Raw genomic sequence first — 18115 nt, 5'->3', positions numbered from 1 at the left:
TTGATATAATCCTATTGCACGCTTAAGCTGCTAGCAGACTTTTCAGCTCTCTGTTCGCAGGTAGAGCACATCTTTTCCGTTTATGTTTTGCGTAATTTCTTACTTGTAGGATATGTGTAGACCTATAAATCTAATATGAATACACTTAGATAATGTATAAAGTATGACTTAAGGGTAATACTTCTTAACAGAGATTGAGCCACGCGCTCAATCGTATAACACAAACATTCGTAAATTTCATGAAAGAGGTGGTATGTATGCAGCTGTCTATGTGGTCCACTACAGCTCAGGAGTTGCTCCAACAGGCAATCGCCGCAGCTCAAACAGCACACGCATCGCAGGTGTTGCCGCTGCACGTTTTGGATGCGCTTCTTTCATCGCGTGAAAGAAATATATCTGCCATTATCGAGAAAATTGGCGGTGACGCCGGAGCTATCGAGCGCTTAGTGAAAGAGAAGCTTGCCAAGTTACCAGCAATAACAGGACAAACTGTTCAAACTGAGTTAAGCACTGAGCTCATTGATGTGGCAAATAAGGCCGAGGCATATGCTCATAAACTTACCGATGATTACGTTACAACCGAGCATATTCTTTATGCGCTTGCGTCTACATCGGGTGATGCACAAAAAATCTTGCAAGATTTTGGTATTACCGCACAGCGCGTTGCAAAAGTTTACGAGGAATTGCGCGGAAACGATCGCGTTACTTCTGCTGACAGCAAGCCTCAGTTTCAGGCGCTTGAACAATACGGCAGAAACGTTTGCGCACTTGCTCGTGCTCACAAGCTTGACCCCGTTATTGGCCGTGTTGAAGAGATTCGCAGAACAATTCAGGTGCTTAGTCGTCGTACTAAAAATAATCCCGTACTCATTGGTGAGCCTGGTGTTGGTAAAACAGCAATTGTAGAGGGCTTAGCCGAGCGTATTGTTGCAGGCGATGTCCCGTCAAGCATCAAAGATAAAGAGCTTATCGAGCTTGATATGAGTGCGCTTGTTGCTGGAGCTAAGTACCGCGGCGAATTTGAAGATCGTCTTAAAGCGGTGCTTAAAGAAGTAGAAAAATCTCAAGGCCGAATTATTTTGTTTATCGATGAGCTTCATACGATTGTAGGAGCAGGGGCAACAGACGGTGCAATGGATGCCGGCAATATTTTAAAGCCTGCACTTGCACGCGGTGCGCTTCATGCAATAGGAGCCACAACGCTGGACGAGTATCGTAAATATATCGAGAAAGATCAAGCTTTGGCGCGTCGTTTTCAAACGGTGCTGGTAAAAGAGCCTTCTGTTGAGGATACGGTATCTATTTTAAGAGGCCTTAAACAAGCCTATGAGCAGCATCATCGTGTTCGTATTTGTGATGCTGCGTTGGTGAGTGCTGCAGATTTGTCTAATCGCTATATTAGCGAACGCTTTTTACCTGATAAAGCAATAGATCTTGTTGACGAGGCGGCCTCTCAGCTTCGCATGGAGCTTGATTCGATGCCAGCAGATATAGATGCAAAGCAACGCGAACTTACCCGCATGCAAATTGAGGAGCAGGCGCTTAAAAAAGAGGACGACGATGCTTCTAAGGAGCGTTTGTGTGCGCTTCAAAAAGAAATTGCAGATGCGCGTGAAATTCTTACAACAGCACGTGCAAAATGGTATAACGAAAAACACGCAATTGATAAGGTTCAAGATCTTAAATCAAAGATTGAACACGCAAAACGTGATATGGAATATGCCGCACAGACATCGGATTTAGCTCGCGCATCCGAACTGCGTTATGCAACGATACCCGAGCTTGAAAAGCGCTATCAAGAAGCCGAAGCCGCTTTGCATGACAAGCAGGAAAATGGCGGATTGCTTAAAGAAGAAGTAACGCCTGAGGAGATTGCAGCCGTTGTCTCTTCGTGGACAGGTATTCCTGTTGCAAAGATGATGCAGGGTGAAATGTCTAAATTGCGCGGTTTAGAAGCTGTGCTGCATAAGCGTGTTATCGGACAGGATAAGGCCGTATCAGCTGTTGCAGCGGCTGTGCGCAGAAGTCGTGCAGGGCTTGCGGATCCCAATAAGCCACTGGGGAGCTTTTTCTTCCTCGGCCCTACTGGTGTAGGAAAAACCGAGCTTGCTAAAACGCTTGCCTCTACGCTCTTTGACGACGAACGCGCCTTAGTGCGTATTGATATGAGCGAATACATGGAGAAGTTTAGCGTTCAGCGTCTCATTGGTGCGCCTCCAGGATATGTAGGTTACGACGAAGGCGGACAGCTCACCGAGGCTGTACGCAGGCATCCCTACTGTGTTATTTTGCTTGACGAAATGGAAAAAGCGCATCCTGATGTGTTTAACATTTTGTTGCAGTTGCTTGATGATGGGCGTCTAACAGATGGGCAAGGTCGTGTGGTGAGCTTTAAAAACTCAATCATTATTATGACTAGCAATGTTGGAAGTCAAATTATATCGCAAGCAACGCAAGCAGGCTCATCGCTTACATCTGAAGATGTTAAAAATCGTGTAACGCAGGCATTGCGCGATACGTTTAAGCCGGAGTTCCTTAACCGAATTGACGATATTGTTATGTTTGATTCGCTTAACGCTGCAGCTATCGAGAAAATTGTTGATCTTCAGCTGAAATCAGTTCGTGAGCGACTTGCGCGCGAGCGCATGAGCCTTGTCTTAACTGACGCGGCACATAAGCAACTGGCAACTCAGGGCTTTGATCCTGCATACGGCGCGCGTCCCCTTAAGCGCCTTATTCAAACACAGGTGGTAGATATTATTTCTTCGCTTATTATTGATGGACGTGTTCATGAGGGAGATACGCTTGTGGTAGATGTAGATGCAGATCACAATTTTATAGCTCATCCAAAAATGTCTGACGCTCATACAGACCCTGCGCGTGAAGCTTCAACAAAAAAAGGGTCTTCTCGTATTGCGCAGAATATATCTTCTCGTAGAGGAGACAGCACTATCAGAGCCGAACGTGAAGACGATGACGGCTATGACCCGTATTCTGACCGCGCACCTTTGCAAGAAAAACTTTTTGAGAAGAATCCTTGGGATTAGTGAGAAGTACTCTTAGCGGATGACGTTAGCGTATGATGCTAGCGAATGATGTAAAAGAGAACGATAATAATTGCAACCACGATAAGCGCAGATAAAAACAAAAGTTTATTCATGCGTTGTTGTTGAATGCGCTGTTGTGGCTGAAAAATGGAACGCCTGTTGCGTGGAATTTCAAGATAGTGACCATACTGAGATTTATTTAAGATCTCGGCATCCTTTCTTGAGATTCTGCGCTGACGGCGCTTAAGAGAAGAAGATTTTATAGCGCGTGAGTCAATACCAGTAACGTCGAGATTGTCAACTTCATCTTCTTGCAAGTCATTAATGGCTTCTTGTGTGTGATGTGGCTTGGTAGGACGTACATAAGGCACAGAACTCTCATCTGCGGTGTTGTTGGCATAGGCAAAAGGATCTTCTACATAATCGGCAGTTGCGGCGCTGCGCTGCATATGAACCTTAGATTCACAGACGTCTTGGGTATCAGACATGTGTTTTTGTTGCGCACGACCGTCATTACCTGATATGCCGTGTAAATCTTCTGTCATACAGCACCTCCGACAGCATTTGTTTTCTCACATTATTTATACCATAATACGCGCCTGAACGCGCAACTCTTTTACGATTTTACATTTCAATACCTAACAATAGTAGACTTAGATTATATATGTGTAGCAATTATAAAAATATATATGAGGTTGTATAATATCTGTTAGTACGGGTACGTACCTATATGAACATAAGAGGTTGTATAACCTCATCATTTAAGGAGTGATTCATATGGCTACTTTGGTTCCTTACAATCGTTTAGAGACACTTCGTCGTGCATTTGATCCTTTTGGTGACTTCTTCCAGGAGCCTGTAGAGCTTTCAAATTTGTCCGATGCTCATACGTTTAAGATGAATGTTGAAGATAAAGGCACTTCCTATGAAGTTACGGCTGAGCTTGCTGGTGTAAAACGCGAGGATATAGATGTTGAGCTTAATGAGGGGCGCCTGTCGATAGCCGTCACTAAGCAAGAAAGTGAAGAGGATAAGCATAAGAATTATCTCTACAAAGAGACATCTTCATGGAGTGCTACGCGTGGTGTTTATCTAAAAGATGCAGCAACACAAGGATTAAGTGCTCGTTTAGCTAATGGTGTGCTTACCATTACGGTTCCTAAACAGCAAGAAAAAGCAAACGTCACTAAGGTTTCAATCGACTAGCTTTTGTGCGTTTGGTCATAGGCGTATGTGCGACAACCATATGCTTTTACGTGCGATATCACGTTGTGTGATACCGCACGTTTTGTTTTATACTTTTTGTTTTACTGTGATGAATAGGCGCTGTTTATGTAATACGGTTACAATAATTTTCTGCATACTATCATCTTATGTATTCAGGCTGACATTGCACCTATAGGCAAACAAATAAAGCGCGGTTTTGAGGAGGTTTACGTGCCAAGCGTTCAGGCTCGTTTTGCTCATACAACATCTTCTAGGTTTCAAGTAGAAGGATCTTCATCTGCACCGGTGCTTTTGATGGTTTCTGGTGGAGCAGATTCATCGGCATTAACCCTGTTAGCTGCAACTTCGCAGCTTGATCTTGAGGATGGTCGAGGCTGTGCACCAATTGCAAAAGAGCGCCTGCACATTCTTCACGTAAATCACGGGCTGCGCGGTGCTTCCGCTCAAGCTGATGAGGAATTTGTACAAGAGCTTGCCTCTCATTATGGCATTGTTTTTCATGTCGCACATGTAGATGTTGCTCGCCTTGCCGCGCAAAAATCCTTATCAGGAGAGAAAAATATAGAAAATGTTGGTCGTATGGTGCGCTATAAAGTGGCCTACGAATTGATAAAAAAACTGTGTCACCAAACGCATACGCGCGTACAGGATGCCCGTATTCTCACTGCTCATACAGCAAGTGATCGGGTAGAAACGTTCTTTTTGAATGCAACTAAGGGTTCGGCACTGTCGGGTTTGTGCTCAATTCCTCGTCGTCGAGGAATTATCGTTCGTCCACTTTTGGACGCAACGCATGAAGAACTCTGCGATATGCTGACCCAACATGGTATGACCTGGTGCGAAGATCAAACTAATCACGATACGCATTATGCGCGTGCATATATGCGTCACGTTATTGTTCCCAAGCTCAAGGAAAAAAATCCGCGTTTGATTGAGCGAATTTGCTCAACCTGCGATATTTTGCGCGATGAAAACAATTATATGGATAATGTGGCGCGTCGCCACCTTGAGTCGCTTATAAGAAGAAAAACAGAAAGCGTATTAGTGCTTGATGCTCTTCGTTTAAGTTCAGAAGATGTGGCTCTTGCGCGCCGTATGGTGCGCCTTGCTCTTATGCAGATGGCTTGTGATATTCGTCTTGATACCGCACACATTGAAGCTATTTTGCGCTGTGTTGCTGCTGGTATTGGGTCTTTAAGCCTTGCAAGTTCTTTGTCTGTTCGCGTTGAACATGGTCTGCTCTTTATTCGTCTAACCTCGCATAAAGAGGCGCTTCGTCCTGCATGGATGCGTGTACCAGGTACGTTTTCGTGCACGCGCAATGCACTACCCTATGCTTTAAGCGCGCGTGTGTATGCGTGTCCTGCTCATATGCAGCCCGAAGATTTTGCGCAAAAGCTTTCGCAAAGAACACAAGGTACCCATATAGTGTGTGATGCCGAAAAACTTGGATTTGCACTGGATTCTCGTCCGTCTTTACAGGGAGCTATGTTGTGGGTAGACAGCGCACAGCCTGCAGATGTTATGTGTCCGTTTGGTATGAGTGGAAGATCCAAAAAAATTAGCGACATTTTAAATGAGGCACACATTCCCGTTGCCGAGCGCCCCCTCATTCCCATTGTTCGGCAAGCTCCCGAAGGAAAAATCGTGTGGGTTGCAAGCATTCGCTCGGATGAGCGTTTTCGTTGTACATCTCGTACTACAGTGATGCTAGAATTAAGTTTTACTCCTGCAAAATAACATTGGAGGAGCATTGGTTATAGGTGTTCATGCTCTGTGCATATGTTCACGTGTAAAAAGTTAGGAGCTATATATCATGAGTGAGCTTCACCCCGATATCGAGCGCGTTATTTTAAGTGAAAACGATATTAAAGCAATCGTAAGCCGTTTAGGTGCCGAAATTTCTAAAGATTATGAGGGTAAAAATCCCTTGTTTATTGCCGTTTTGCGCGGAGCATTTATCTTTGCATCCGATCTTTTGCGAGCTGTTACCATACCGTGCGCCATTGATTTTATGGCAGTATCAAGCTATGGAGACGGGGTAAAAAGCTCGGGTGTTGTGAAAATCCTTAAAGACCTTGATACCAAGATCGAAGGTCGTGACATCATTATTGCCGAGGATATCCTAGACTCAGGTCTTACCCTCAAGTACCTCATCGAGCTTCTTCATGCTCGCAAACCAGCTTCAATTCATGTTGCGGCGTTTTCAGTGAAAGATATCCCCAATCATAAACCGGCAATTGAACCACGCTACGTAGGTACACATGTTCCTGATTCATTTATTGTGGGTTATGGTTTAGATTATGCCGAGCGTTACCGCAATTTACCCTATGTTGGCGTACTTAAGCCTCAAGTTTATTCACATTAAACGCTATAAGAACGTATAAGGAGTTTGTTCGTGTTGGAAAACAGACCAGATCAGAAAGAATCGCCTACGCCTGTGTCTACGCAAACGTCGCAGACAAAACCTTCTCAACAACAGGCAAACAAAAGCGCAGATGTTCATGACAATACTTTGAAACATAATGAGTCTGTCCAAACGCCTGAACGCGGAAATGCGTCTCAGCAAGAGGACACATCTGGCCAAAGTCGTTTCAAAAACCTTAATTTAGATGACTTAAGTGTTGATGAGCTCAACGATATTATTGACGCGTTTTCTAAAAATAAGTCACCCCGACGCAAGCGTATATGGATTATTTTTGCACTGCTTTTAGCTGCATGGCTTGCGTATTGTGCCTATAATGCCTTTTTTGCTTCGCCTCAAGATACCCTTACAACCAATCAGTTTGTTGAAGCGGTTAATCAAGAACAGATCACCAAGGTTGTTTATAAAACTCAAGACAGCAGCATTACAGGCGTTTATACTAATTCCAATGACACTTCGCGTCATTTTAAAACCTATTACATAGGGCACGATAGCCTGCAAAAGCTCATGCAAGATCACCCAACAATTGCGTTTAGTATTGACACGTCAGACGATTCCATGATTAAAACGGTAATCTCGGCAATTGTGCCAACGGTTTTGATTGTTGCGGCGCTGTTCTTCCTTATGAATTCGATTTCCGATCAAAATGGACGCGCGATGTCGTTTGGTAAAGCGCGCGCTCGCGTTGGAGAAAAAAGTCGCCCCAAAACAACTTTTAAAGATGTTGCAGGTATTGATGAAGCTGTTGAAGAGCTCAAAGAAGTGCGCGACTTTCTTAAAGATCCTAAGCGCTATAAAAAATTAGGTGCCAAAATTCCGCGTGGCGTACTGTTAGTGGGCGCGCCAGGAACGGGAAAAACGTTGCTTGCAAAGGCAGTAGCAGGAGAGGCAGGAGTGCCGTTCTTCTCTATTTCGGGTTCAGATTTTGTTGAAATGTTTGTTGGCGTAGGCGCTTCTCGTGTTCGCGACCTCTTTAAACAGGCAAAACATGCAGCTCCTTCCATTATTTTTATCGACGAAATAGATGCAGTTGGACGCCAGCGTGGAGCTGGAGTTGGCGGTGGCCATGATGAGCGCGAACAAACGCTTAATCAGTTGCTGGTAGAAATGGATGGTTTTGCAGAGAGTGACGCAGTTATTCTTATTGCTGCAACCAATCGTCCTGATATTTTGGATCCAGCACTTTTGCGTCCTGGTCGTTTTGATCGACGTGTTCAAGTTGATCCTCCCGATATCAAAGGCAGAAAAACCATTCTTGAGGTTCACGCTCAAAATAAACCACTTGCACCCGATGTACAGCTCGGAGCGCTTGCAAAGCTAACGCCTGGATTTACGGGCGCCGATTTGGCTAATCTTTTGAACGAAGCAGCGCTTCTTACAGCGCGTCGTCATAAGCAGATAATTGGTATGAACGAAATAGAAGAGGCTATGGAGCGCGTGATAGCTGGTCCAGAAAAGAAGGGTCGCGTTATGACCGAAGAGGAAAGACGCACCATTGCCTACCACGAAAGCGGACATGCTCTTGTGGGCCATATTCTTAAACACGCTGATCCTGTACATAAAATTTCAATTATCAGCCGTGGTTCTGCACTTGGTTATACGCTGCAGTTGCCCGAGCAAGATAAAGTGCTTGAAACTAAAAATGCTATGTTAGATCAGCTAGCAGTTATGTTGGGTGGTAGAACTTCCGAAGAGCTGTTTTGCGGAGATATCACCACTGGTGCAAGCAACGATCTTGAAAAAGCCACTAAACTTGCGCGCAAGATGGTTATGCGCTATGGCATGAGCGACGAGCTTGGTGCTCAGGTGTACGGCGAGGCGCAGCATGAGGTGTTTTTAGGCCGCGATTATGCCCACGGCTCTAATTATTCTGCCGAAACGTCTAAACGCATTGATGATGAAGTTGAGCGTATGATGCGTCGTGCGCACGAGCGCGCTGAACAAGTTTTAGCTTCGCGTAAAGAGTTGGTACGAACGATGGTTGACGTGCTGCTTGTGCGCGAAACGGTTGAAGGTGAGGCCGTTCAAGCTTTGCTCGACGGTAAGTGGGAACACTATCTTCAAAACCACCCCGAATATATGGAGAACGACATAGACCAAAACGCGAACACAAGCGCGCGTGCTTAACCGCGTTATGTACGTATAACTTGTACGCAATTTTTGTATGTCTGTGTGCATAGACGCCGCAATGCTTTGCAGCTTGCGGCGTTTTTTGTAGTATGATTACCATATCTGTAATGCTTACATACCGCAGATTGAGAACGAGCGAGGAATCATATGGATATTAACCAAACATGTTATCAAGCAGGCTCATCAAAATCGTCTATTCGCGAGCTTGCAGCATTTGCTCAAAAGAGAAAAGCAGAAATAGGAAATGAGAACGTTTTTGATTTCTCAATTGGCAATCCAAGTGTTTCGGCTCCCGCATCGGTTAAAGCTTCTATTCTTAAAAATCTTGAACTACCTTCATTAAGTCTGCATGGTTATACGCCAGCTTCGGGACTATATGAGGCTCGTCATGCTGTTGTATGCGCGCTTAATCAAAAATATCATACCGATTACCATCCAGACGATCTTTATCTTACCTGTGGTGCCGCTGCATCGGTATCCATTGCATTGCATGCGGTTGTTTGTCCAGGTGATGAAGTTATTGTTATTGCTCCGTTTTTCCCCGAATATAGTGTATGGATTGACGCTTGCGACGCCCACGAAGTTGTGGTTTTAGCCAACGAACGGACCTTTGATATTGATTTTGAGGCGCTTTCTGCGGCGCTTTCTGCTAAAACTAAGGCAATTATTATCGACTCGCCCAACAATCCTGTAGGCGTTATTTATCCAAAAGAAACGCTTACGCGCCTTAATGAGCTTGTAAAAAATGCTATGGACACCTTTGGTCATCCTCTTTACGTTATTTCTGATGAGCCTTATCGTGAGCTAAGCTATGGAACACGGGTCCCTTGGGTTCCCGATTATATCCAAACATCTATAGTGTGCTATTCATATTCAAAATCGCTGTCTTTACCTGGTGAGCGTATTGGATGGGTTTTGGTGCCTTCGTCTAACCCATATCACGACAAAATTATCCCGTCTGTAGCAGGAGCAGGTAGACGTTTGGGATTTGTGTGTGCTCCGGCACTATTTCAGCGAGTTCTTATCGATTGTGCGCAAGAACCTGCACCAGTTGAGGCGTATAACACCAATAGGTGCGAGCTCATGCATATTCTAGATGATCTGGGCTATTGCTATATTAAGCCGCAGGGTGCTTTCTATCTGTGGATGCGCGCGCTCGAAGATGACGCCGAACATTTTTCTTATGTGGCGCGCACGTTTGAGCTCATGCTTGTTCCTTCAAATAGTTTTGGTTGCAAAGGATGGGTTCGTATTGGTTATTGCGCTGATCTAGACACCATTAAACGCTCACGAAAAGCTTTTGAGCTTCTCAAGCGCGCCTATGACAACAAGCGCTGACAAGCGTGTTTAGCTGGTTAACGACATGCGCCTGTGTAGGCACACGCCACTTTAATCTACGGGTCTCAAAGGCTTGCTTAGCTGCATAAAGCTTTGCGTACCGCTTAAGCGTCTCATACACCGCATACCGAAATCCATCGCGTCAACATGTAACTTTTGCTATGCTTAACACAAGATTTTATTTCGTGTTCGCCCCCATGCATAAAGAGGTGTATGTATGATACGGATTGCATGTGACACTCATTCTCATACGCTTTTATCACGTCATGCCTTTTCAACCATTCAAGAAAACGTGCACGCAGCTGCCATAGCTCGTTTAGAGTTGTTGGGCTGTACGGATCACTTTTCTTCGATGATCACCAAAGAAGTTAACCTTGAGCGCGCGCAAACATATGATTTGCGTGATTTTCAGCATTTTATTAACTATTCTGCATGGCCTTCAAGTTGGGAAGGCGTTCGCGTATTACATGGCTGTGAAGTTGATATTGTTGACATGGAAGGCCATATTTTTGGCGAAGATATTCCCGTTCGCTATCAAATTGGCGGTCGGCTTTATGATCATGTTGAAAGTTTGGCAGATAAGGTTTGCTCGCAGTGTGATTATGCACTTGCTTCGCTGCATAACATAGATTTTGCTCGCCAGGCATCTAAGCCCGAGGTAACGCGCATGTATATGAAAGCCTTGGATAATCCGTACGTGTTAATTTTAGGCCATACGGGTCGTTATGGTGTTGATTTTGATATTAAAGAGCTTTGCGCGTACGCAAAGGAAAAAGGCAAGCTTATCGAGATAAACGAGGCAACGCTTGCTGGGTATCCAACCAATACCTGCAAAGAAATTGCGCTTTGTTGTGCAGAAGTTGGAACTATGATTGCCACGGGCTCTGATTCTCACATTTCGATGCATATCGGTCAATTTTCGCACGTTAAAAAGCTTCTGGAAGAAATTCATTTCCCCCAAAAGCTTATCGCAACAACCGATTCGGCAACATTTTTACGTGTTATGCACCGTGCTCTTGGCACACAAGAACCCACAAACAACTAAAGTTCTTGCGCACTTGTTACAGCTCAAGCTCAAGGCCTACAGGACAATGGTCGCTTCCATATATCTCGTTATAAATGGCACTTGAACTAACGTTATTGGCTATTCTGTTTGAAACAAGGAAATAGTCGATTCTCCAACCTGCATTTCTTTCGCGCGAGCGCATGCGGTAACTCCACCAGCTGTATGCTCCTTCAAGCGTGGGGTGTGCAGATCTAAAGGTGTCGGTAAATCCTGCATCTAAAAGGTCCGAAAAGCCTGCGCGTTCTTCATCAGAAAAGCCAGCATTTTCGTGATTTGACGCTGGGTTTTTAAGGTCTATTTCTTGGTGCGCAACATTAAAGTCTCCACAGGTTATAACAGGTTTTTGAACATCTAATCCTACCAAAAATTCGCGATACGCCTTATCCCATTCCATGCGCTCATCCAGGCGTGCAAGCTCGTTTTTAGAGTTGGGCGTGTAAACGTCTACAAACCAAAACTTTTCAAACTCCAGCGCGCAAACGCGCCCCTCGTTGTCTGCTGCTTTGCAGCCTATGGTATGAATAGTTGATAGGGGCTTTTCACGAGAAAACACAGCTGTTCCCGAATAACCTTTGCGCTCAGCATAGCTCCATGTTTGTGTATATCCACTCAAATCAAGATCTACTTGTCCTGCCTGTAATTTTGTTTCTTGGATGGCAAAAACATCGGCATTGAGTGTCGAAAAAATTTCTAAAAAACTTGGTTCTTTTTTAAGCGTCGCTCGAAGCCCGTTTACATTCCACGATACAAAACGATACGGGTGTTTTTGTGACATATGCGATCTCCTTTATATTGCGTCGTGCACTTTGTGTAGTATAGAGATACCTACATGCCGCACGCGCTCGACATTTAGATCTTGCATGGTAAGTGCGCTTGCATGGGTAACATTTCTTAAGAGGAAGTATTGCCCAACTGTGTACCATATTACATGTTTGCTTAAAAGGATAGAAGATATTCATATGAACAAGAAATGCTCCGATAGTGCTCATGCCCCAGGTTTATCTGCCGATATGGATGAGCAGCAGTTGAATAAAATTCAAGAAGGTGTTCGCCTTATTTTAGAGGGTTTAGGAGAAGATACCACGCGCAGTGGTTTGCTTGATACGCCGGCTCGTGTTGCTCGCGCGTTGCACGAGTTTATACAGCCAACGCGTCTATCTAATCAAACTATTTTTGAAAAAAGTTTTAATGCGCAATGCAATGATATTGTTGTGGTAAAAAACATCGCATTTTCTTCGTTGTGTGAGCATCACCTGTTGCCGTTTTACGGTGTGGCTCATATTGCATATTTGCCAAGCGCCGATGGTCATGTGTGCGGTTTATCTAAACTTGCACGTATTGTCGATAAATATGCTCATCGCCTACAAATTCAGGAAGGCCTAACCCAGCAAATTGCCGAGGCAATTATGGATGGTACGCACGCGCAAGGGGTATATGTATGCATGGACGCAACGCATACCTGCATGTCGCTTAGAGGTGTTTGTAAACGCGAGAGCACCACGCGCACACAAAGCACGCTTGGCGTGTTTACCAACATGGATAAAAAACAGGAAGTTATGCGGTTATTATTCGGGTAAAATAGAGGAAACCGATACAATTCGCGCATTTGGAGGGCTTATTTATGCTACGTCAAGATTATTCCGTTTGGCATTGCGGACAGCATGATATTTCACTATCACGTCCTCGCATTATGGGTGTATTAAACGTCACGCCTGATTCTTTTTCAGACGGTGGAGAAAATCTTGATGCAACAAAAGCCATTGCTCACGCATTGCGCATGCTCGACGAAGGTGCAGACATTATCGACGTTGGGGGAGAGTCAACGCGGCCTGGACATACGCCTGTGAGTGCCGAAGAAGAAGCACAACGTGTGGTGCCGGTTATTCGGGGAATCTTAGAGCAAGCGCCCCAAACTGTAATTTCTATTGATACACGTCATGCGTCCGTGGCAAAAATGTGCGTTCGTTTGGGTGCTTCTATTATCAACGATGTTACGGGCTTTTCGGACCCCGAAATGATTAAAGTAGCTGCTCAAACCGATTGCGGCTGCATTATTATGCATTGGGAAAAATTCAGCAACCAGCCCATGCGAAAATCTGTTCAACTCGATAGTGCACGCCCTGTACGCGAACGTATTGTTCCTCAAAGTTCGCGCCGTTTCACGCTTCCCGATGAAGGTCCCATTATGCGCTCAATTATGGGATTCCTAGGAGATCAAGCACGCCTTTTAATGCGTGCAGGTGTAAATCACAGCAGAATTTGTATAGATCCAGGACCAGGCTTTGATAAAGACGCCAACGAAAACGTAGTTATCCAGCGCGCTATGCACAAGCTTGTTTCTATGGGGTATCCTGTTTTAACTGCTGTTTCTCGTAAAAGATTTGTAGGAGCAGTATCTTCGGTGGCAGTTGCTAATCGTCGCGATAGTGCAACGATGGGTATATGCATTGCCGCAATTGCCGCAGGTTCTCGAATCGTGCGCGTCCACAACGTTAAAATGGCAGCAGAAGTTATCAACGGTTATTGGTCTTGTGCGCAAGCCGATGCGCGTCAGGCATTTATTGCGCTTGGTTCCAATACGGGCGATTATATGGCAAATCTTGCCATGGCGGTAAAACGGATCAACGAGATTCCACTTACAGGCGTTGTGCAGGTAAGCCATGTCTACGAAACCGAGCCAGCATATGGCATTGCAACAAAAGTTGCAAACGCGGTGGTTGAAGCGCGCACCGAGCTTGCACCGCTTTGCTTGCTTGATGAGCTTATGGCAATTGAAAAAGAACTTAAACGCACACGTTCACTCAAGTCGCGCACGCCACAGCCGCGTACGATTGATTGCGATTTGTGCTATGTTGAAGGCGAAACGCACGCAGGGCAAAAGCTCACTTTGCCTCATCCTCGCCTTGCCGAGCGTGATTTTGTGCTTGTACCCATGGAAGATTTAATGCACGATCCAGTACGTTTTCTGTCTCACGCAGGAATTGAAGTTCTTCCCCCCGAACAAAGAGTTGGCCATGTTATAGCAGACTTGGGCACCGTTGATTGGGAGTAGTATGAGCTGGGATAACACTAAAGACAGGCCTTCTCATGAGCCGTTTTGTATTGCGCACGTACGTATACGACCACAGGTTCCACAACATCTTATAAGTGGATTGCCTTGGATCTGCTCGTTAGGAATATACGACGCATGTGCTCACACGCTTAATCCTCAAGCACATATTTGTTGGCCATATCGTGTTGAAGTTGAATTATATTACGAGCGCTTAACCTTTGATATTGTACATCACGGCGGATGTGATGAAGGTGGCGTGTTTGTTGATCTCGATATTATTTGCCAAGGTGATACGCCCACTGTTCAGGCGCTTCCTGTTGATTTTGACACCATTTTGCAATCTTGCCTTATGGATCGTATTACCGCATGGCAGCACGCGCTTTCAAAGACACCAGCTGTTGCAGGTCCGCTTGCTTTTGTAGCGTCGGAATATTTTGATCATGTTGATCATATGGGCCAACAAATTGCAGTTCATCCCAAAGACGGAAGTGCTCCATATACAGCTACCCTTGCTGGAGTAGACGTATGGGGTAGAGCTGTAGTAACGCTTAACGATGCAACCGAGCTCACCTTAGCCCCCGAGCAAGCGTCATTGCACGCAGTTTTATAAATTTTAGAATTTAATCTTGCAAATTATTTTTAAGTAAGGTATAACGAGCGTGAGTTTGTTTTGCGCTTTATAAGTCTTATGGCGCACCGCGCGAGCCTTGGTGGGCGGCGCGCGTATGAACAGACTTAATTTGTACATCAACTATAAGGAGGTGGGATGTATGGACGCAAACAGTACAGGTCACAGTACGAGCAAAAGTCATAGTTGCTCTTGCGGTCGAAGTAGACGTATAAATAGTTGCAAAGAAGTGCATATATCTCATCTTTGCCTGATGGTCACATATACATGTGACACAGGAGTTGATGCTTATGAAGAACATCTGGAGCACTGTCAAACGCATTAATACGCGTAAGACCTTATCGTCATCTCAAACATTTTCATCTCAAGATACTCATGCAATTATTTCAAAACGTAAGCGTTTTGATGGTAGTGGTTCATCTCAGAAAAATACGGTAGACGTTTCGCACGAAGAGCGTCTTACATTTGCGGCTACGCACAGTAAAACTGCGGTGCTGAGCTATGTACAAAGCTCGCAAGAAGGTTTGACTGCGCGTGAGGTCATCAATCATCGTGCGCGTTACGGTACCAATTACATTACGCATAAGCGCGAAAAAAGCCCAATTCATCAACTTATAGAAGCGTTTATCAATCCCTTTACCGCTATATTATGTGTGCTGGCAATTATATCTGGGCTTAACGATGTTGTGTTCCCGTTGCTTTCAATGTTTGGTCAAACACCCGATGATTGCAGCTACACAACAGTTGTCATTATTGTTGTTATGGTAACCATTTCGGGATTGCTGCGCTTTATTCAAGAGCTTAAGAGTAATAATGCCGTTCATCAGCTTATGGTGATGATTAAAACTACCTGTTCTGTTCTTCGTAAAGACGATACAGACCAGCCCACAAACGAGCAGCCTGTGCATCGCGAGACTGCTGCGCGTGAAATACCTTTGGACGAATTAGTTGTAGGAGATCTTATCTATTTAAGCACGGGTGATATGGTACCTGCAGATGTTCGCCTCATCGAAACTCACGATTTGTTTGTTAATCAGGCATCTTTAACGGGTGAAAGCGAACCTGCAGAAAAAATTGCCGCAACACAAGCGCGCCAAGCGAGTGTAACCGATTACGTCAATATTGCTTTTATGGGGACAAATGTTATATCTGGAAGCGGTTGGGCAATTGTGGTGTCTACCGGCATTCATACGCTTTTTGGAAGCATGACTCGTGCGTTGGATGAAAAAGATCCCCAAACAAGCTTTGCAAAAGGCGTTAACGCGGTAAGCTGGGTTCTCATTAGATTTATGCTGGTTATGGTGCCTATTGTATTGATGATCAATGGCTTTACTAAAGGCGATTGGGTGGCAGCATCGCTGTTTGCAATTTCGGTGGCGGTAGGTTTAACACCAGAAATGCTTCCCATGATTGTTACCACGTGCTTAGCCAAAGGCGCCGTTTTAATGAGCAAAAAGCAGACCATTGTAAAGAATCTCAATTCTATTCAAAATTTTGGTGCTATGGATATTCTTTGCACCGATAAAACAGGCACGCTTACTCAAAACGACGTGGTACTTGAATATCATTTGAACATTCACGGCAAAGATGACTTACACGTATTAAGAAGTGCATATCTTAATAGCTATTTCCAAACGGGATACAAAAATCTTATGGATGCAGCCATTATTAAGAAAACTGAAGAAGTGGAATCCGCTGATAAAGAGCTTGAGGATCTTTCAGAAGCGTATACCAAGCTTGATGAGATACCGTTTGACTTTAAGCGTCGTCGCTTATCTGTTGTTGTAAGGGGCTCCGAAGGCACTACGGTGATGGTTACTAAAGGTGCTGTTGAAGAAATGCTTTCAATTTGTACGCAGGTGAGAGACGAAGACGCCGTGAAAGACCTTACTGCTGAGGTAAAAACAAAGATTTTACACATGGTATCTTGCCTTAATGACCGCGGATTTAGAGTCCTTGCGCTTGCGGTAAAAGACAATCCATCACCTGTTGGCGCGTTTAACGTTAGTGACGAATGTTCGATGTGCTTTTTAGGAATCCTTGCATTTCTTGATCCACCAAAAGAAAGCGTTGCCTCTACATTGGCAGCTCTTCGTAGCCATGGTGTAACCACCAAGATTTTGACGGGGGACAACACGCAGGTTACGCGTACTATTTGCAAAGCCGTAGGTTTGGAAGTGAGCTCCATTCTTGAAGGCAGCGATATTGAAGATTTAAGCGATACACAGCTTTGTGAACGCGCACAAACAACTACTGTTTTTGCAAAGCTTACGCCCGAACAAAAGGCTCGTATCGTGCGTGTTTTGCGCGAATGTGGTCACACCGTTGGGTATATGGGTGATGGCATTAACGATGCAGCTGCTATGAAACAAGCCGATATTGGAATATCGGTTGATAGTGCGGTTGACGTGGCAAAAGAGTCGGCTGATATCATTCTGCTACAAAAGGATCTAGGCGTTTTAGAGCAAGGTATTATTGGCGGTAGAAAAACGTTTGCCAATATGGTGAAATATATAAAGATGACAGCATCTTCTAACTTTGGTAATGTGCTTTCGGTACTTATTTCTTCTGCAATGCTTCCGTTTTTGCCTATGCAAAGTATCCAGCTTATTTTGCTGAATCTTATTTATGATCTTTCCTGCACAGCTATTCCTTGGGATGGGGTAGATCGCGAGATGATCGAGCGCCCACGTGCGTGGAATGCGTCATCCATCGGTAAATTCATGATCTGTTTTGGACCTATAAGCTCAATCTTTGATGTGCTTACGTTTGCCGTTATGTTTTTAGTGATATGCCCGCTTTGCGTATCAGGCGGTGTTGTATGGTGGGATTTACCAAGCGTATATAGCGGCGCGCAACTTGCACATGTAAGAGCTGCATATTGCATGCTTTTTCAAACGGGCTGGTTTGTTGAGTCTATGTGGAGCCAGACGCTGGTTATTCATATGATTCGTACGTCAAAGATACCGTTTATTCAAAGTAATGCATCGTGGCAACTTACTTTGTGTACTTCGTGCGCTATTGCTCTTCTAACGCTGATACCGTTTTCGCCATTGGGATCTGTGTTGGGATTGTGTCCTCTACCTTTGATCTTCTTTGCATATTTAGCGATATGTGTCTTGTTGTACATGGTACTCACAACACTCTGCAAAAAACTGTATATTCACCATTATGGTGAGTTGCTCTAGGTTTAGCACGTATT

Annotated in this window: 13 protein-coding genes; 11 read left to right on the top strand and 2 right to left on the bottom strand. The window is 44.6% G+C overall.

Translation table 11 applies throughout. The features are described 5' to 3' along the window. Positions 1-257: 257 nt before the first annotated feature. Entirely contained in the window at positions 258-3047 is a 2790-nt protein-coding gene (clpB, locus tag AC1DBT_RS03500; RefSeq protein ID WP_480018600.1) for an ATP-dependent chaperone ClpB, read from the top strand. Positions 3048-3085: 38 nt separating this feature from the next. Here the strand turns inward: clpB and AC1DBT_RS03495 are convergent, their stop codons facing one another. Beyond that, positions 3086-3592 carry a hypothetical protein gene (locus AC1DBT_RS03495; protein WP_480018599.1) on the bottom strand — a complete coding sequence of 169 codons (507 nt, stop codon included), beginning with the start codon at positions 3590-3592 and terminating at the stop codon, positions 3086-3088. A 232-nt stretch (positions 3593-3824) separates the two neighbouring features. Between AC1DBT_RS03495 and AC1DBT_RS03490 the strand changes: the two genes are divergently transcribed. From AC1DBT_RS03490 to AC1DBT_RS03465, 6 genes are all read left to right on the top strand, one after another. Then, on the top strand, positions 3825-4253 hold the full coding sequence (locus AC1DBT_RS03490; RefSeq protein WP_480018598.1) for an Hsp20/alpha crystallin family protein: 429 nt from the start codon (positions 3825-3827) through the stop codon (positions 4251-4253). A gap of 231 nt (positions 4254-4484) precedes the next feature. Continuing rightward, positions 4485-6014, top strand: coding sequence for a tRNA lysidine(34) synthetase TilS (gene tilS / locus AC1DBT_RS03485; RefSeq protein ID WP_480018597.1), 1530 nt, complete (start codon positions 4485-4487; stop codon positions 6012-6014). A 76-nt stretch (positions 6015-6090) separates the two neighbouring features. After that, positions 6091-6642, top strand: a complete 552-nt coding sequence (hpt, locus tag AC1DBT_RS03480) for a hypoxanthine phosphoribosyltransferase (protein WP_311438970.1) — start codon at positions 6091-6093, stop codon at positions 6640-6642. Positions 6643-6672: 30 nt separating this feature from the next. Continuing rightward, on the top strand, positions 6673-8826 hold the full coding sequence (ftsH, locus tag AC1DBT_RS03475; RefSeq protein ID WP_480018596.1) for an ATP-dependent zinc metalloprotease FtsH: 2154 nt from the start codon (positions 6673-6675) through the stop codon (positions 8824-8826). Positions 8827-8976: 150 nt separating this feature from the next. Further along, positions 8977-10167 (top strand): pyridoxal phosphate-dependent aminotransferase, encoded by a 1191-nt coding sequence (locus AC1DBT_RS03470; RefSeq protein WP_480018595.1) that lies wholly within the window; start codon positions 8977-8979, stop codon positions 10165-10167. A 217-nt stretch (positions 10168-10384) separates the two neighbouring features. Then, positions 10385-11212: a phosphatase gene (locus AC1DBT_RS03465; RefSeq protein ID WP_480018594.1), complete on the top strand. Its 828-nt coding sequence runs from the start codon at positions 10385-10387 to the stop codon at positions 11210-11212. Between the two features lie 16 nt (positions 11213-11228). On the opposite strand, the gene AC1DBT_RS03460 is transcribed toward AC1DBT_RS03465, so the two are convergent. After that, positions 11229-12008: an exodeoxyribonuclease III gene (locus tag AC1DBT_RS03460; protein WP_480018593.1), complete on the bottom strand. Its 780-nt coding sequence runs from the start codon at positions 12006-12008 to the stop codon at positions 11229-11231. A 184-nt stretch (positions 12009-12192) separates the two neighbouring features. Here AC1DBT_RS03460 and folE point away from each other — a divergent pair, with 184 nt between their 5' ends. From folE to mgtA, 4 genes are all read left to right on the top strand, one after another. Next, complete coding sequence (gene folE, locus AC1DBT_RS03455; RefSeq protein WP_480018592.1) at positions 12193-12810, top strand: GTP cyclohydrolase I FolE; 618 nt, start codon at positions 12193-12195, stop codon at positions 12808-12810. A gap of 44 nt (positions 12811-12854) precedes the next feature. Further along, the gene (folP, locus tag AC1DBT_RS03450) at positions 12855-14285 is read left to right on the top strand and encodes a dihydropteroate synthase (protein ID WP_480018591.1); all 1431 of its coding nucleotides are present in this window, start codon (positions 12855-12857) and stop codon (positions 14283-14285) included. 1 nt (position 14286) lies between these two features. After that, positions 14287-14895, top strand: a complete 609-nt coding sequence (locus tag AC1DBT_RS03445; protein WP_480018590.1) for a hypothetical protein — start codon at positions 14287-14289, stop codon at positions 14893-14895. A 308-nt stretch (positions 14896-15203) separates the two neighbouring features. Beyond that, positions 15204-18101, top strand: coding sequence for a magnesium-translocating P-type ATPase (gene mgtA / locus AC1DBT_RS03440; RefSeq protein WP_480018589.1), 2898 nt, complete (start codon positions 15204-15206; stop codon positions 18099-18101). The last annotated feature ends 14 nt before the right edge of the window (positions 18102-18115 follow it).

The sequence above is a fragment of the Fannyhessea sp. C0108B2 genome, from assembly GCF_056583915.1.
Note: the sequence above shows the minus strand (reverse complement) of the source record. Positions and strands in the feature narration are given on the sequence as shown.

Excerpts from the sequence above, each read along its gene's own strand:
- clpB (WP_480018600.1), top strand. The coding sequence starts at position 258 with ATGCAGCTGTCTATGTGGTCCACTACAGCTCAGGAGTTGCTCCAACAG.
- AC1DBT_RS03495 (WP_480018599.1), bottom strand. The coding sequence starts at position 3,592 with ATGACAGAAGATTTACACGGCATATCAGGTAATGACGGTCGTGCGCAA.
- AC1DBT_RS03490 (WP_480018598.1), top strand. The coding sequence starts at position 3,825 with ATGGCTACTTTGGTTCCTTACAATCGTTTAGAGACACTTCGTCGTGCA.
- hpt (WP_311438970.1), top strand. The coding sequence starts at position 6,091 with ATGAGTGAGCTTCACCCCGATATCGAGCGCGTTATTTTAAGTGAAAAC.
- AC1DBT_RS03470 (WP_480018595.1), top strand. The coding sequence starts at position 8,977 with ATGGATATTAACCAAACATGTTATCAAGCAGGCTCATCAAAATCGTCT.
- AC1DBT_RS03465 (WP_480018594.1), top strand. The coding sequence starts at position 10,385 with ATGATACGGATTGCATGTGACACTCATTCTCATACGCTTTTATCACGT.
- AC1DBT_RS03460 (WP_480018593.1), bottom strand. The coding sequence starts at position 12,008 with ATGTCACAAAAACACCCGTATCGTTTTGTATCGTGGAATGTAAACGGG.
- folE (WP_480018592.1), top strand. The coding sequence starts at position 12,193 with ATGAACAAGAAATGCTCCGATAGTGCTCATGCCCCAGGTTTATCTGCC.
- folP (WP_480018591.1), top strand. The coding sequence starts at position 12,855 with ATGCTACGTCAAGATTATTCCGTTTGGCATTGCGGACAGCATGATATT.
- AC1DBT_RS03445 (WP_480018590.1), top strand. The coding sequence starts at position 14,287 with ATGAGCTGGGATAACACTAAAGACAGGCCTTCTCATGAGCCGTTTTGT.
- mgtA (WP_480018589.1), top strand. The coding sequence starts at position 15,204 with ATGAAGAACATCTGGAGCACTGTCAAACGCATTAATACGCGTAAGACC.